Source organism: Ureibacillus sp. FSL K6-8385 (assembly GCF_038593155.1).
Classification (GTDB): Bacteria; Bacillota; Bacilli; order Bacillales_A; family Planococcaceae; genus Ureibacillus; species Ureibacillus terrenus.
Genome location: NZ_CP151968.1, coordinates 1,228,755 through 1,243,658 on the forward strand (window position 1 = coordinate 1,228,755; position 14,904 = coordinate 1,243,658).

Here is a 14,904-nt window from a genome sequence, read left to right on the forward strand (position 1 = left end):
AGAAAAAGGTTACAATTATATACAAATTCCTACTTTCATTTTATATGTAAGTCGAAGAATGTCAACTGTTCGTTGAACTGATATGGGTGAAGGGAGCGGATTTTTGAAGTATCTTTGACCGCCGATTGAAAATACTAAATTTAATTAGGTAAAAGGGAGGAAGTTTTTTGAAAATCGTTGTTGTATGGACCTATCATTATAAAGGTGTCGAAACGACATTCCGCTCGGATGAAATGGCGCCTGCCCAGGCACTTTCCGTTGCAGAAGAAATTTCGAAAACGGGCAGGGCAAAAGCCATCACGTTTCTCGATGAACAGGGTGGGACATGGACCGCCAAGGAGCTGAAAAAATATTTAAAAGAAATGGAAACGGAACCTGCAAATGTCGTTGTTTATTTTGACGGCGGATTCGATCTTGGCCGTCGCGCTGCCGGCGTAGGCTGTGCCATTTATTTTGAACAGAACAACAAACGCTACCGGATCAGAAAGAATCTGAAAATGGATAGTATAAAATCCAATAATGAAGCGGAATACGCCGCCCTTTATTTCAGCATCCAGGAGCTGGAATCAATGGGCGTCCGGCACCAGACCGTCCGTTTCATCGGCGATTCACAGGTGGTCATCAATCAAATGAGCGGAGAATGGCCGCTTTACGAAAAGGATTTAAGCTATTGGGCGGATAAAATTGACGAAAAACTGAATCAGCTGGGCATCCAACCGCAATATGAATTAGTAGGCCGGAAATCGAATGAAGAAGCGGACCGTTTGGCAACCCAGGCCCTGAATGAAATTGAAATCGACGGAAAAATTGAATTGCAATAATGATTTGGAAATAAAGTTTTGACTTTTCTCCTTCTTTTTATTCAGTCCGGCTTAAAACAAAGTTACAATGAAGAGCCGTTATGTTATAATTACATAAACAACTGAAAATTCCGTATTTTTGCAGGGGTGGCCGAATCGGCCTGAGAAGGTGGAATCACCTAACCCTTCGAACCTGATGCAGTTAGTACTGCCGTAGGGAGCAAAAATACCTTATGAATATTATCGGCTGATATTGGGTATTTTTTGCTCTCCGGGCAGGGGAGCTTTTATTTTTTTTCGGAAATAAGGAAAAAATGGGGGTTATCGTATGAGTCTATACAGAATCCGGAAAAAAAGCCCGTTGATCCACTGTATCACCAATTCGGTGGTGACCAATTTTACGGCCAATGGGTTGCTTGCCATCGGGGCATCACCTGTGATGTCCGATGAGCCCTTAGACGTGGAGGATATGGTGTCCATTGCAAATGGTTTATTGATCAATATCGGAACGTTGAATAAACATTCCGTCGAAGCGATGTTTCTGGCCGGCAAAAAAGCAAATGGGCTGGACATTCCGGTTGTGTTGGATCCGGTCGGGGCAGGCGCCACAAAATATCGAAAAGAGGTAACGGACAACTTGTTAAAAGAGATTCGTTTCCAACTGATCCGCTGCAATGCAGGGGAATTGGCGGCCATTGCAGGAGTCGAGTGGCAGGCCAAGGGAGTGGACAGCGGAGAAGGGGAGATGGACATTCTGCAAGTTGCCATGGAAGTGGCAAAAGGATATCAAACGATTGTCGCGGTATCCGGAAAAGACGATATCGTAACCGATGGCAATACCCATTACATCGTCAGCGGCGGCCATGAGCTGATGACTCAGGTGACGGGCACGGGCTGCCTGTTAAGCGCCATTTGCGCGGCGGCATTCAGTTTGGAAGGCAATCCGCTTGAAAACGTCCGGGACGTGTTGGCGGATTATAAAAAAGTGGCGGAACGCGCTTCAAAAGAAAAAAATCTTGGTTCCTTCCAAGTGGAAGTATTAAATGCTTTGCATCAAATTTCAAGAGGTGAATGAAAATGAATATCGTGTTGACCATTGCAGGATCAGACAGCGGAGGAGGAGCGGGCATTCAGGCGGATTTAAAGACCTTCCAGGAGCTGAATGTTTTTGGAACTACGGTGATTACCGCACTGACGGCGCAAAATACATTGGGGGTAAACGGCATCTATCCCGCGACACCCGAGTTCGTGGAATTGCAGCTGAATGCAATTTTTGATGATTTCGATGTGAGAGCTTTAAAAACCGGGATGTTATTTTCTGCGGAGATTATTCAAACCGTTGCGAGAAACTTAAAAGACCGGAACCTTCGAATCGTTGTCGATCCGGTCATGATCGCAAAAGGCGGACAAGCGCTCCTCAAGGATGATGCGGTGCAGGCGCTGATCCGCGTTTTGCTGCCGATTGCCACGGTGCTTACCCCCAATATCCCGGAAGCGGAAACCATAACCGGCATGAAAATACAAACCGGGGAAGAAATCCGGAAAGCGGCCCAAAAGATTTTGGAGTTTGGGGTTGAATGCGTTGTCATGAAAGGGGGCCATTTGGAAGATCCAATGGCTGTTGATACGGTGTTTTTCCAAGATGGTTCCTCTTTCCAAATGAAGTCTCCGAAAATTGATACGAGACATACCCATGGAACAGGCTGCACATTTTCCGCCGCCATTACGGCTTATTTGGGCAGAGGCTTATCCATCAAAGAATCGATCATTGAAGCGAAAAAATTTGTTCAGGCTGCTATCGAAAACCCGCTGAATATCGGCCATGGCCATGGTCCGACCAATCACTTCGCCCATCGACTCGGAGCAAAGGCGGAGGTGGAAATCATTGAATAGAAAAGATTTGGCCGTGTACTTCATCATGGGAACGGAAAATTGCAGAGGCGAAGAGCCGCTCAAAGTGTTGGAAGAAGCCCTGCAGGCGGGAATCACCTTTTTTCAGCTGAGGGAGAAAGGGGAACGGCCGTTAAAAGGGGAGGAATTGGAACGATTCGCCCGGGAATGCCAATCCCTGTGCAAACGGTATCATGTGCCGTTCATTGTGAATGACGATGTGGAACTTGCTTTAAAAATTGACGCGGATGGCATACATGTGGGGCAGGACGATACCCCTATCGAAGAAATCCGGGGACGATTTCAAAACAAAATCATCGGAGTTTCCGTCCATAACGAGGAAGAAATGGCCAAGGCGGTGGAAGGCGGGGCGGATTATGTCGGGATTGGTCCCATTTATGAAACGAAATCAAAGCGCGATGCCAAAAAACCGGCAGGGGTTACTTTCTTAAAGAAAGCGCGTGAGATGTATCCCGGCATTCCGATTGTTGCAATCGGCGGCATTACCCCGATGAATGCCCGGGAAGTGATTGAAGCGGGGGCCGATGGAGTGGCGGTCATTTCCGCCATTTGCGAAAGCGGAAATCGCCAACAAACGGTGCGGCTTCTAAAGGGAAAACAATGACCCTATCGAAAAAAAGATTTACAAATAAAAATATTTCAATTATAATAACTTGCGTAGATAAATACGGGAAAAGACATGGTGGAGTCTGTCAAAAGGGCTCCACCATGTCTTTTTTTGGACTCCATTCAGAAAAATAAAGAATAGGGGGTTACAAAAATGGATGTTTTTGATTTTATTTTACAAATTGTACTCGTGCTGTTCGTTGCCAAAATCGCGGGGCAAATCAGTCTTCGTTTGGGACAGCCGTCCGTATTGGGAAAAATCATTGCGGGTATTGTCCTTGGCCCCGCTGTGCTCGGATGGATCGAACAAACCGAAATCATCCATGTCTTCAGTGAAATCGGGGTATTGTTGTTGATGTTCCTTGCCGGAATGGAAACGGATTTGGAAAGTTTGAACAAAAATGTAAAAGCGGCAACCCTTGTAGCCGTTTTAGGTGTTATAGTGCCCATTCTGATGGGGTGGGGGGCTGCTCCACTATTTGGTCTTCCAACGTCCGAAGGCGTCTTTTTGGGATTGTTGCTTGCGGCGACGAGTGTAAGCATTTCCGTGCAGACGTTGCGCGAAATCGGTTGGCTGAACAGCAAGGAAGGGGCGACATTGCTTGGGGCGGCGGTGCTGGATGACGTCGTTGTCGTCATTCTTATTGCTGTGGCTATCGGTTTCTTTATGGGAACCGACACAAACATCGCGTGGGTCATTGCCCAACAAATCATTTTCTTCATCGTCATTTACATTGTCGGAAAATATATTGTGCCAAAATTCATGAAACTGTTTGGCGGGATGTTGGTGACCGAGCCGATCATTGCCGGCGCATTGATTTTATTATTTGCCGCCGCGTATTTCGCCGATTTTCTCGGGGTATCCGGAATCATTGGTACTTACTTCATGGGGGTTGCCCTCAGCAAAACGAAATACGCCCAACAAATCGAACACGGAATTTCCCCGATTGCCTACGGTATCTTTGTTCCGTTCTTTTTCATCAATATCGGTTTGCCGATGAGCTTTGACGGCATAGGGGATCAGATTATATTCATCCTCGTCTTCTCGGTGATTGCGGTTCTTTCCAAATTCATCGGCTGCGGTCTTGGAGCGAAAGTTTGCGGTTTCAGCTGGAAATCCTCCGCCGGCATTGGGGCAGGGATGATTTCCCGGGGGGAAGTGGCATTGATTTTGGCTTCCATCGGCCTATCGGGCGGCATTTTGTCCGAAAAGATTTATGGGGCCATGATTGTCGTAATTGTCGTGACGACATTGGTGACGCCGCCTCTGTTAAAATTCATCTTCGGAAAACGGCTGGAAGCTGAAGAAGTGTAAAAAAGGCTAACCATTTTAGGTTAGCCCTTTTTTTATTGCAGCTTGAATTTGCTGATCGTCTGCGACAATTCTTTGCTTAATTCGTTTAATTCTTCCGAAGCTTCAGCGACGGATTGGATGGCTGTTAATTGTTCGTCGCTTGCGGCGCTCACTTCTTCACAGGCTGCCGCAGTCGTTTGGGCTGTCATGGACATCTCTTCGATGGTTTCCATCACCCGATCTTTATAGGCATCGATGCTTTCAATATCTTCCGATACGGTTTTGAATGTGTTTTCCAGGTTTTGGATTAACAATGATAAGTTCCGGAACAGATTTCCCGTATCTTCCACAACGATTTCTTGTTGTTTGAAGGTTTGTTGCATTTCGTTCATTTGTTTTACGACCTTCAATGCTTCCTGCTGCAATTGATGGATGGTCGATTTGACGTGTTCTGTCGCCTTTGCCGACTGTTCCGCGAGTTTCCGGACTTCTTCGGCGACAACGGCAAAGCCTTTGCCGTGCTCTCCCGCCCGGGCGGCTTCAATGCTTGCATTTAGCGCAAGCAGATTGGTTTGCTTCGAGATTTTAGAAATGGAATCCATCACCGAATCAATGGCTTGAATTTTCTCTTCCAATGCCGATACGGACAAGGACATGTTCTCCAATTCTTCTTTGGAATTGTCGAAGGAGTCCAACAAATGATTCATTCTTTGATGGCCTTCATCATTCAAATCGTTTGCTTCCTCCGTTATTTGTTTAAGCGCCGTTGATTGCCCGGCCATTTGATTGATTTTTTCTCCCAATTCCGCAGATGACATGGTAACTTGGTCCGCATTTTCACTGGACAGGGCAGCTCCAGCCGCAATATCCCTTACCGCTTTCGTAACCTCCGCGCTGGAGGCATTCGTTTCTTCCGCAAGGGCGCTTAAATAGTGCGAGCGGTCTTCCACTTGTTTGGAGGAAGATTGGATTATTCCGATGATTTTTTTCATTTCCTCTACCATTTTATTAAAATGTTGGGCTAGCCGGCCGATTTCATCTTTACCCTTCAATTCGATGTGGACCGTCAAATCGCCTTGTGCAACTTTTTCCATGGAAGATCCTAAAACCGTAATCGGTCGGATGATTTTGGAAATAATGAAATAAAGAATGACAAAAATGGCGACAAGCAGAATGAGCGCGGATAAAAGAATCATATTATGTATGCTGTCTGCTGTGCTATGTAACTCTTTTTCATTATAAACGGCGGCAACCGTCCATCCCAATTCAGGGATTTTTTCATAGACAATTACATTGTCTTCCTGATCGATCGCTGTTTTTAGGACATTTTTCTGCTTGTCATCTTTCAATATTTGATTGACAAAATCCAAGTTGCTTAAGTTTTCGCCCGTTTTTGAAGGATGCACAATGGCATTGCCGGAATCGTCCAATACCATGGGGTATCCTTTATAACCCATATCGATTTTGGAAATTTCCTCTGTTAGGCTGGATAACAAAATGTCGACACCTAATACCCCTATTGTTTCATCGCCTTCCTTTACCGCCTTGGAACCTGCGATGGCGTATTCGCCTGTTGAAGCGTCCACATACGGCGGTGACCAGATCACTTCATCCGGATTTTTCCTGGCTTCCGTGTACCAGGAGCGGGAATTTACATCCAAATCAAAAATTTCATCGAAATGGGGTTCCGTAATGATCTTTTGTCCATCGGCAAAGTAAATATTCGCCGCAGAATCATAAATGGTTAAATATCTTTTTAATTGCTGGCGGAAAGCTTGATCCGCTTTGTCATTAAAAAGGGCGGAGCCATGGTAATAATCCAGTACATCCTGATCTGTAGCCATTTTCAAAATGCTTTGTTCATATCCATCAATAAAGGTGGAGATGGAGTTGGCCATTTCATCGACAAGGACCTCACTCTGGTCAATGACCGCTTCTTCTGTTTTGGATGAAATGAAGATGGAACTGGAGGTCGCCAGGGTTCCCAGGCCGATGACAATAATAAGGAGCACTGCGCCAATTATTTTCCATCGTATGGAAAGTTTCATTATTTTTCCTCCTTTTAATTTTTGCAACATTTTTAATAATAGTAAAAAAAGAATAGGTTGTCTATCTGACTAGTTCTTTATTAATCAGATTTCACAAGATCAATAAACCCGCTGCTTATAGGATGATAGTCATGATTTTGTTATAAATATTGTAATTTTTAAGAAGATGAGATAAAAAATCAACGTACGGCGGGAATCTGGGCTTCCTTTTCTCTTTGAAAAATCTTATTTTTGGAATATATCGGCTTCCCGGCGCAACAATTAACTGCAAAATTTTAGATAGGAATTGTATTTATTGCTTGAATTTGGTACATTATATTAGAAAAAACTAAAATTCGTTTACTGAAAATTTAGCATTCGCTGAGAGCTATATCGCCACCCGAAGCCTGGAAAAAGAGCGGATACGGCTCGATATATGCCATGCATTGGCGGTAACAGGACTATTCAGCGTAAAGGCGTCCAAAAGGGGACATCTTTACGCTATTTTGTTGCGAGGAGGATGACGATGTCACAACAGACGAACGATTTTACAAAATGGTATATCGAAACCATTCAAAAAGCGGATTTGATGGACTATACGCCGGTGCGCGGATGCATTGCGTTTAAACCGGACGGATATGAGATATGGGAACATATTCAGGAGGAAATGGATCGGCGCTTTAAAGAAACGGGGCATCGAAATGCCTATTTTCCAATGTTGATTCCTGAATCTTTCTTCCAAAAAGAAAAAGAACATGTGGAAGGATTTTCGCCTGAACTTCCATGGGTGACGGAAGCTGCGGGTGAGAAACTGGAAGAACGCTTGGCGCTCAGACCGACTTCCGAAACAATGATCGGATATTTGTATTCCCATTGGATTAAATCCTACCGCGACTTGCCGGTGCTTATCAACCAATGGGCAAACGTATTCCGCTGGGAAAAGAAAACATTGCCATTCATCCGGACTTCCGAATTCCTTTGGCAAGAAGGGCATACGGCGCATGAAAACGAAGAAGATGCGCGCAAAGAAACAATGCAGATGCTCAATATTTACAAAGATGTAGTGGAAAATGTATTGGCCATACCTGTATATGACGGACAAAAAACTCCTTCAGAGCGCTTTGCGGGGGCAGTCGATACGTATTCCATCGAAGCGATGATGAAAGATGGAAAAGCGGTGCAAGCCGGTACAAGCCACTATTTGGGAACAAAATTTGCCGAAGCGTTCAACATTAAATATTTGAACAGGGAAAATAAACATGTTTATGTTCATACGACTTCATGGGGTACTTCAACCCGTTTGATCGGTTCGGTGATTATGGTGCATGGGGATGAAAAAGGATTGGTTCTTCCTCCAAAAATTGCACCAACTCAGGTAATCTTGATTCCTGTCGGTCCATGGAAGAAAACACCTGCCATCATTGAAAAATTGGAAGAAATCCGAAAAGCTTTAAAAGAAAAGGGGATCCGTGTACGTCTTGACGATTCAGACCAATCTCCGGGATTTAAATTTAATGAATGGGAGTTAAAAGGAGTGCCGGTCCGAATTGAACTTGGACCTCGTGATTTGGAAAACAATCAAGTCATCTTGAAAGCCCGCGATGAAGATGAAAAAATCACTGTTTCCATTGAATCCGTCGTGGAAGCGGTGGTAAATGAATTGGAAACAATGCAAAAACGTCTCTATGAAAAAGCGAAAGCATTCCGCGATGCGAACTCCCATACTCATATTGATACACTGGATCAATTAAAAGAACATATTGCAACTTGCGAGAAGGAAGGCAAAATCGCAGGATGGGTTCTTGGCGGCTGGTGTGGCGACGATGCTTGCGAAGCGAAAGTGAAAGAAGAAACGAAATTCACATCCCGTAATATTCCATTCAATCCGCCAATGAAAAAACACACTTGCATTACTTGCGGAAAAGAAGCGAAATATACCGTGTGGTTTGCAAGAGCATATTAACCGGTGAAAACAGGGCTGTTGAGAAGAACGAATCTCGACAGCCTTTTTTATGAGAAAAATTTTGACGTATTCAAAAAGCCTGGCAACGGATATCTGGTTTCCAATTAAACACGGTTCTAAATAATCCATTTCTATTTTAAAACTTCCTCGCGCCACATTTTCTAGTAAAATATAGTTACACACACGAAGCTAAACCAATAAGGTGATGAAATATGGGCAGAAGCACATTTGTCATTAAGCAAAGGGCATTTTTGAAACTTTATATGATTCACGAGGCCGAGAAAGGGAGACTATACGGTCTTCAAATCTTGGAAAACTTGCAGGATTACTTCAAAGATCTCGGTTATCGTCCGACGAAATCCGAAGTCTATAAATCCCTGCATGAATTACTGAAAGACGGCTATTTGACAAGAGAACCAATCATCAAAGAGGGAACGGAAATGCAGACGCTGTATATATACCGAATCGGGGACAAGGAAAAAGTGAAAGCGTATAAAGATACAATAAAAGCGGATCTTGACCGTTCGATTGCCCTCCTGAAAAGAGCGTTGAAAGACAATTATTCCCAAAAGAGAGGGTAGAAGAGGGTGATTCAAAAAAATGGAAATTGAACCGATATTTGGTTTTTGCCGGTTCTCAAATCAATCATAAAAGAGCGAATGGGACATTAAGTTCCATTCGCTCTTGGTCATCTTTTTTCTGTTATTGATGTTTCTTTTGGAATTCATACATGAAATCTCTCAACGCGATGCAAGCTTCAACAGGCACTGCGTTGTAAGTTGAAGCACGGCATCCTCCGACAGAACGGTGGCCGTTTAGTCCTACGAAACCGGCCGCTTTGGCTTCGGCCAAGAATTGTTTTTCCAATTCTTCATCCGCCAAACGGAATGTGATATTCATTAAAGAACGGCTGCCAGGTTCTGCATGTCCTCTGTAGAATCCGTTGCTTTCATCAATTACATCATAGATATATTTCGCTTTTTCTTCGTTGCGTTTTTGGATTGCTTCAAGGCCTCCTTGTTCTTCAACCCAGCGCAACACTTCTCCCAGCATATAGATGCCGAATGTCGGAGGAGTATTATATAAGGAGTTTTTATCGGCATGAGTTTTATATTTTAACATTGTTGGAAGCTCTGTATTGGCTTTTTCGATCAAGTCTTTGCGGATGATGACAACCGTCACCCCGGATGGTCCCAAGTTCTTTTGCGCGCCTGCGTAAATAATTCCAAATTGGCTTACATCAAATGGACGGGACATGATGTCACTGGACATATCCGCAACTAAAGGCACGTTCCCTGTATTAGGGAATTCTTTCCATTGAGTACCGTAGATTGTGTTGTTGGAAGTGATATGAACATAAGCGTCGTTTTCATTGAATTGAATTTCGTCAAGTTTAGGAATATTGCGGTAGCCGTTTTCTTTTGTGCTTGCAGCGACTACGGCATTACCGAAAAGTTTTGCTTCTTTATATGCTTTTTCAGACCAGGAACCAGTCAAAACATAGCTTGCCGTTTGATCTTTTGTTAGGAAATTCATCGGCACCATCGTAAATTGAAGGCTTGCGCCGCCTTGCAAAAAGAGCACATCATAGTTATCAGGAACAGATAAGATTTTTTTCAATCGGTTGATGGCATTATTATGAACTTCATCGTATTCTTTGCTGCGATGGCTCATTTCCATGATGGACATGCCAGTGCCGTTATAGTTGACCAATTCTTTTTGGGCTCTTTCCAGCACTTCTAATGGTAACGCGGATGGTCCTGCGTTGAAATTGTATGCTCGTTTGTTTGTACTCACTGTTTAACACTCCTTGAATATTTCAATATATTTTGATTATATACTCTTTTTTACAAAATCGAACAATATTTTTGCAAGAATTAGTGAAATTTTCCGAAATACAGAGAATAGCTGTCAAATTGTTAAAAATTTATGCGAATTCGAATTTTTAATAGTTACCGCAGTTTTTCGCCAGAACAAATGCGGAGGAGGAAAAATATGCCGAGCTATTATGAAAAGCATAAAGATCATCTTATGAAAAAAGTGAAAGAAGTCTCGCCGGAATCATTCAAGGCATTTTTGAAATTTGAAAGGGAGATTTTTAGGCCCGGGGCGCTCACAAAAAAAGAAAAGGAGCTGATTGCCGTTGCCATTGCCCATGTAATAAAATGCCCCTATTGCATTGATGTTCACACAAAAAAAGCGAAATTTTCGGGCGCAAGCATGAAAGAGCTGGCGGAAGCTGTATTTGTTGTATCTGCGATGGAAGCGGGTGCAGCGACGCAATATAGCAGCTATTTTAATCGGGAAAAAAGTTCACATCAAGAACATCATTCTAAACCATTTGAGGCTTATGCCGATTTTGTCCGGGCTGTCATGGAAGAAGGAAGTTTGACCGAAGAGTTCAAAACGCTGCTTGCATTGACTGTATCTTACGTGATTCAATGTCCCCAATTAATAAATTTTCATACCAAACGCTCAAAGGATTTGGGGGTATCGGAGGAAAGGATTGAAGAAGCCATTTTCGTCGCGGCTGCATTAAAGGCGGGTGGCGCATATGCGCATTTGATCCATTTATATGAAAGTTATTTTGAGTGATAAAGGGGGTCTATCTTTTATTGAACATGAATCCGCATTTTTAAGAATTTTAATAACTTTATTGTAATTTGGTTTAAGAGATTATTCTTTTGCATATAAACAAATAAAATAGAAAGAAATGAAAATGGACATGCAGATTGACGGGCTGATCTGGAACGCCAATGTAAGTTGCGTAAAAATATTTTTTATAGGGAGAATCAATTTGATTTCTAAATGAATGTTTTATTCATCTTAACCGAAAGGAATGGAGGAATAGTTTTGGAAATTATTGCATCGGTGCTTTTTTATGTGATACCGGCATCCTTTATTATCTGGTTCATGGTCAATATCGTTTCGTCTTTAAGACGGAATAATAAAATATTGGAAGCCATCTTGGAAGAATTAAAAAAGGGGAATTAGTATGACAAAAAATTCCCTTATATAAAAATATTGGGGATTAACCGCTTTCAATGATAAACTATTCGTAGAAAAATTTATAAAAGGGTTGGGAGTATGTGTTTAATTCATCTTCACTTTAAAAATCATCCAATGTACCAATTAATCATCGCAGCCAACCGGGATGAGGTTTATGACCGGCCGACGGAACCCGCCCATTTTTGGGAAGATGAACCCGGAATTTTGGCGGGCAGAGATCTTCTGGAAATGGGCACATGGATGGGCGTTTCGAAAAACGGACGGTTTGCCGCGATTACTAATTTCCGGGATCCTTCATTGCCGAAAAAGCCCCGATCCCGAGGTGAGATTGTACGGAATTTTTTAAAGAGCAGCGTCCATCCAAAAGAATTTATTGATGAGCTGGCAAAAGAGAAGGATTCCTACGGTGGGTTTAACGTAATCGTTGGCGATCCGGAACAATTATTTCATTACAACAATATTTTGGATGAGAAAAATGAAATTAAGCCGGGTACCCATAGCATCAGCAACCATACATTAAATACCCCTTGGCCGAAGGTAGTGAAAGGGAAAGCGAGATTTGCCGATTATATTCAGCGCAATCTAGGAAAATTGGACATTGAGAAATTGTTTGAAATTATGATGGACCGCGAAATCGCACCGGATGAACAGCTTCCGGATACAGGGGTCGGGTTGGAAATGGAAAGAAAATTATCGCCGGCCTTTATTCAATTGCCTCATTACGGTACCCGTTGTTCAACGGTATTGCTGATCGACCATGAACAAAATGTCACTTTTGTAGAAAGAACTTTTAATAGCGGTAATCTGAAATTCGAGAAGAGGTTTCATTTTAAAATAGAAGAATAATATAAAATGAATTTTTTATTTTTGAATTATGCTATTGTCCCTGCATCCCCCATATTGCAAACATACACTGGAGTAGGCAATGATGAGGGAGGGAAATATATGGGATATCAATATGGTTATAGCGGAGGCTATGGCTATGGATATGGTGTCCATGGCTTTGCTTTAATCGTTGTATTGTTTATCTTGCTTATTATTGTAGGTACACACTATAAACAATTCTGATCATATAAAGAATCAAAATAAAAGACGGATCCTAAAGAATTTCTTCAGGATCCGTCTTTTATTTTGAGGAACTCTTGGATTTTAAAAGGATATCATGGCGATACATAGAAAATATAAATATTAATATAGTGATAAAGGAGATGTAAAAAATGGACTTGGGATTGGAAAATAAAGTGGCCGTCATTACCGGGGCGAGTAAAGGAATTGGTTTACATACAGCCTTGCAACTTGTAAAAGAAGGGGCAAAGGTCGCCATCTGCGCAAGAAAACCGGAAGGATTGAAAGAAGCAAAGGAATGGATTAAAGGGCAAACAGGAAAAGAGGTTTTTACCATTGCCGCCGATGTAACAAAAGAAGAGGATTGCAGACGATTGATCGAAGAAACCGTTGCCCATTATGGAAAGTTGGACATATTAATAAACAATGCCGGAACTTCTGCAGCTTATTCTTTTGAAGAAGTGGATGCGCCATTATGGCAGGCTGATCTGAATTTGAAGTTGTTCGGCGCCATTTATTGTTCGAAATATGCGCTCCCTTATTTAAAAGAAAAAGGGGGATCCATCGTGAATGTTACGGCTTCCATTGCAAAGACTCCCGGAGAAAAAAGCCTTCCGACAACGGTAAGCCGTTCCGCCGGAATGGCGCTTACAAAAGCGATGAGCAAAGATCTCGGAAAATATAATATTCGCGTGAATACCGTATGCATCGGCCTGATCCGAAGCAGGCAAATCGAAGAAAAATGGAAGCGGGAAATGCCGGATGCCGCTTGGGAAGAGTATTCAAAAACAATGGGAAAAGCGATTCCCCTTGGCAGAATTGGAGAAACGGAGGAAGCGGCCAAAGTCATCACATTTCTTGTGTCAGATGCGGCTTCCTATGTGACAGGCACTTCCGTAAATATCGATGGCGGTTCTGCCGGAACATTGTGACCCTCCCAAAAAAGCTTCTTGAAAGAATTGAAACTTTCCGGTTCCTTCAATCGTATGTTTAATCGTAAAGTTTGTGTAAACTAAAAGTACAAGTATGACGGATTTAAATGAGAACGGAGGATCGCCATGTCAGAAATGAAAAATCCATTGTTTGAAGATTTGGATGCGAAAATTAAACAAGAAAAACAAGAAATCGTCGAAGCGCCTCCCCAACTTGTAACGGATGAAGAGATGTCCCAGCTGCGCAAGCGGCAAATCGAACTGAAAACAGATCCGGCAGTTCTTGCCCTTGCCGAAAAAATAGACGTACGGAATCAAATTGCGGTGCTGGAGTTTGGAAAGGAAACGGCCAATGCCATTTCAAAATTTTCGGATCGGATGCTTGCTTCCATCAAACAAAGCAAATTGGAAAAATCAAGCGAACTGATCAATCATTTAAATAAAATCATGTCCCGTTTTGATCCGGAAGATTTTAAAGAAGAAAAGCAGGGATTCTTTGCCCGTCTTTTCGGCAAAGGGAAGGAACAGCTGCAAAAAATTCTATCCAAATACGAAACGATGAATAAAGAAATCGATGCCATTTATCACGAAATTACAAAATACGAACAAGAAATGAAAAAGAATACCATTGAATTGGAACAAATGTACGAACAAAATCTTGAATATTTTAAGAGCTTAAGCGAACATATCGCAGCCATCGAAGTGAAATTGGAAACATTGAAGCCGGAAGTGGAAAGATTGCAGGCCCTCGCCAATGAAGGGGATCAGGAAGCCGTGATAGAGCTGGAAACGCTCGGCCGTGCGATTGAACTGTTGGAACAGCGCCGTTACGATTTGGAAATGGCCCAGCAAGTAGCATTCCAGGCTGCACCGCAAATCCGACTGATGCAACAAGGCAACAATCATTTGATTGCCAAAATCAATTCCGCTTTTGTAACGACGATTCCAATTTTTAAACAGGGGCTAATACATGCGGTAACAATTAAGCGCCAAAAATTGGTATCGGATTCCATGCAGGAATTGGATAAACGCACAAATGAAATGTTGATGAGGAATTCGGAAAACATCCGCCGAAACAGTGTGGAAATTGCTCGTACGGCAGGACAGCCAAGCATCAAAATTGAAACGATTGAACAAACTTGGAGGACGATTTTGGCTGGTATTGAAGAAACAAAACAAATCCAGGAAGAAACGGTCCGCAATCGCGAAGAAGGCAGAAAACGGCTTGAGCAGCTTCAATTGGAATATGAAAAGTTAAAAAGATTATAAAGAAAATGCTGCACCCCTTGCCGGGTGC

The 14,904-nt window shown here is 42.7% G+C and carries 15 protein-coding genes and 1 riboswitch; of the genes, 13 read left to right on the forward strand and 2 right to left on the reverse strand.

Going from position 1 to position 14,904, the window contains the following annotated elements:
- Positions 1-167: 167 nt before the first annotated feature.
- The 5 genes from NST62_RS06045 (at position 168) to NST62_RS06065 (ending at position 4,632) form a co-directional block, all read left to right on the forward strand.
- Positions 168-821 (forward strand): reverse transcriptase-like protein, encoded by a 654-nt coding sequence (locus tag NST62_RS06045; protein WP_141600719.1) that lies wholly within the window; start codon positions 168-170, stop codon positions 819-821.
- Between the two features lie 112 nt (positions 822-933).
- Positions 934-1,037: riboswitch (TPP riboswitch) on the forward strand.
- A 91-nt stretch (positions 1,038-1,128) separates the two neighbouring features.
- Positions 1,129-1,875 carry a hydroxyethylthiazole kinase gene (gene thiM, locus NST62_RS06050; protein ID WP_141600718.1) on the forward strand — a complete coding sequence of 249 codons (747 nt, stop codon included), beginning with the start codon at positions 1,129-1,131 and terminating at the stop codon, positions 1,873-1,875.
- A gap of 2 nt (positions 1,876-1,877) precedes the next feature.
- Positions 1,878-2,693, forward strand: a complete 816-nt coding sequence (gene thiD / locus NST62_RS06055; RefSeq protein ID WP_141600717.1) for a bifunctional hydroxymethylpyrimidine kinase/phosphomethylpyrimidine kinase — start codon at positions 1,878-1,880, stop codon at positions 2,691-2,693.
- The gene (gene thiE, locus NST62_RS06060) at positions 2,686-3,315 is read left to right on the forward strand and encodes a thiamine phosphate synthase (protein ID WP_181733111.1); all 630 of its coding nucleotides are present in this window, start codon (positions 2,686-2,688) and stop codon (positions 3,313-3,315) included. The genes thiD and thiE overlap by 8 nt, the downstream gene beginning before the upstream one ends.
- 156 nt (positions 3,316-3,471) lie before the next feature.
- Positions 3,472-4,632, forward strand: coding sequence for a cation:proton antiporter (locus NST62_RS06065; RefSeq protein ID WP_141600716.1), 1,161 nt, complete (start codon positions 3,472-3,474; stop codon positions 4,630-4,632).
- A gap of 32 nt (positions 4,633-4,664) precedes the next feature.
- Here NST62_RS06065 and NST62_RS06070 read toward each other — a convergent pair whose 3' ends face one another.
- The gene (locus NST62_RS06070) at positions 4,665-6,659 is read right to left on the reverse strand and encodes a methyl-accepting chemotaxis protein (protein WP_342463220.1); all 1,995 of its coding nucleotides are present in this window, start codon (positions 6,657-6,659) and stop codon (positions 4,665-4,667) included.
- A 505-nt stretch (positions 6,660-7,164) separates the two neighbouring features.
- On the opposite strand from NST62_RS06070, the gene proS reads away from it, so the two are divergent.
- Together proS and NST62_RS06080 are read left to right on the forward strand one after the other, a co-directional pair.
- The gene (gene proS / locus NST62_RS06075) at positions 7,165-8,601 is read left to right on the forward strand and encodes a proline--tRNA ligase (protein ID WP_141600713.1); all 1,437 of its coding nucleotides are present in this window, start codon (positions 7,165-7,167) and stop codon (positions 8,599-8,601) included.
- A 212-nt stretch (positions 8,602-8,813) separates the two neighbouring features.
- A complete protein-coding gene (locus NST62_RS06080; RefSeq protein WP_141600712.1) occupies positions 8,814-9,182 on the forward strand; it encodes a helix-turn-helix transcriptional regulator in 369 nt (122 codons plus the stop codon).
- 121 nt (positions 9,183-9,303) lie between these two features.
- On the opposite strand, the gene serC is transcribed toward NST62_RS06080, so the two are convergent.
- Positions 9,304-10,398 (reverse strand): 3-phosphoserine/phosphohydroxythreonine transaminase, encoded by a 1,095-nt coding sequence (gene serC / locus NST62_RS06085; RefSeq protein ID WP_328216236.1) that lies wholly within the window; start codon positions 10,396-10,398, stop codon positions 9,304-9,306.
- A gap of 198 nt (positions 10,399-10,596) precedes the next feature.
- Here serC and NST62_RS06090 point away from each other — a divergent pair, with 198 nt between their 5' ends.
- The 6 genes from NST62_RS06090 (at position 10,597) to NST62_RS06115 (ending at position 14,876) form a co-directional block, all read left to right on the forward strand.
- Positions 10,597-11,196 carry a carboxymuconolactone decarboxylase family protein gene (locus NST62_RS06090; RefSeq protein WP_342463221.1) on the forward strand — a complete coding sequence of 200 codons (600 nt, stop codon included), beginning with the start codon at positions 10,597-10,599 and terminating at the stop codon, positions 11,194-11,196.
- 258 nt (positions 11,197-11,454) lie between these two features.
- Positions 11,455-11,595: a hypothetical protein gene (locus tag NST62_RS06095; protein ID WP_181733109.1), complete on the forward strand. Its 141-nt coding sequence runs from the start codon at positions 11,455-11,457 to the stop codon at positions 11,593-11,595.
- Positions 11,596-11,688: 93 nt separating this feature from the next.
- Entirely contained in the window at positions 11,689-12,456 is a 768-nt protein-coding gene (locus NST62_RS06100) for an NRDE family protein (protein ID WP_141600709.1), read from the forward strand.
- A gap of 99 nt (positions 12,457-12,555) precedes the next feature.
- Positions 12,556-12,678 (forward strand): YjcZ family sporulation protein, encoded by a 123-nt coding sequence (locus tag NST62_RS06105; protein WP_141600708.1) that lies wholly within the window; start codon positions 12,556-12,558, stop codon positions 12,676-12,678.
- Positions 12,679-12,827: 149 nt separating this feature from the next.
- Positions 12,828-13,607 carry an SDR family oxidoreductase gene (locus tag NST62_RS06110; RefSeq protein WP_141600707.1) on the forward strand — a complete coding sequence of 260 codons (780 nt, stop codon included), beginning with the start codon at positions 12,828-12,830 and terminating at the stop codon, positions 13,605-13,607.
- A gap of 126 nt (positions 13,608-13,733) precedes the next feature.
- A complete protein-coding gene (locus tag NST62_RS06115; RefSeq protein ID WP_342463222.1) occupies positions 13,734-14,876 on the forward strand; it encodes a toxic anion resistance protein in 1,143 nt (380 codons plus the stop codon).
- The last annotated feature ends 28 nt before the right edge of the window (positions 14,877-14,904 follow it).

Excerpts from the sequence above, each read along its gene's own strand:
- thiM (WP_141600718.1), top strand. The coding sequence starts at position 1,129 with ATGAGTCTATACAGAATCCGGAAAAAAAGCCCGTTGATCCACTGTATC.
- thiD (WP_141600717.1), top strand. The coding sequence starts at position 1,878 with ATGAATATCGTGTTGACCATTGCAGGATCAGACAGCGGAGGAGGAGCG.
- NST62_RS06065 (WP_141600716.1), top strand. The coding sequence starts at position 3,472 with ATGGATGTTTTTGATTTTATTTTACAAATTGTACTCGTGCTGTTCGTT.
- NST62_RS06070 (WP_342463220.1), bottom strand. The coding sequence starts at position 6,659 with ATGAAACTTTCCATACGATGGAAAATAATTGGCGCAGTGCTCCTTATT.
- proS (WP_141600713.1), top strand. The coding sequence starts at position 7,165 with ATGTCACAACAGACGAACGATTTTACAAAATGGTATATCGAAACCATT.
- NST62_RS06080 (WP_141600712.1), top strand. The coding sequence starts at position 8,814 with ATGGGCAGAAGCACATTTGTCATTAAGCAAAGGGCATTTTTGAAACTT.
- NST62_RS06090 (WP_342463221.1), top strand. The coding sequence starts at position 10,597 with ATGCCGAGCTATTATGAAAAGCATAAAGATCATCTTATGAAAAAAGTG.
- NST62_RS06100 (WP_141600709.1), top strand. The coding sequence starts at position 11,689 with ATGTGTTTAATTCATCTTCACTTTAAAAATCATCCAATGTACCAATTA.
- NST62_RS06105 (WP_141600708.1), top strand. The coding sequence starts at position 12,556 with ATGGGATATCAATATGGTTATAGCGGAGGCTATGGCTATGGATATGGT.
- NST62_RS06110 (WP_141600707.1), top strand. The coding sequence starts at position 12,828 with ATGGACTTGGGATTGGAAAATAAAGTGGCCGTCATTACCGGGGCGAGT.
- NST62_RS06115 (WP_342463222.1), top strand. The coding sequence starts at position 13,734 with ATGTCAGAAATGAAAAATCCATTGTTTGAAGATTTGGATGCGAAAATT.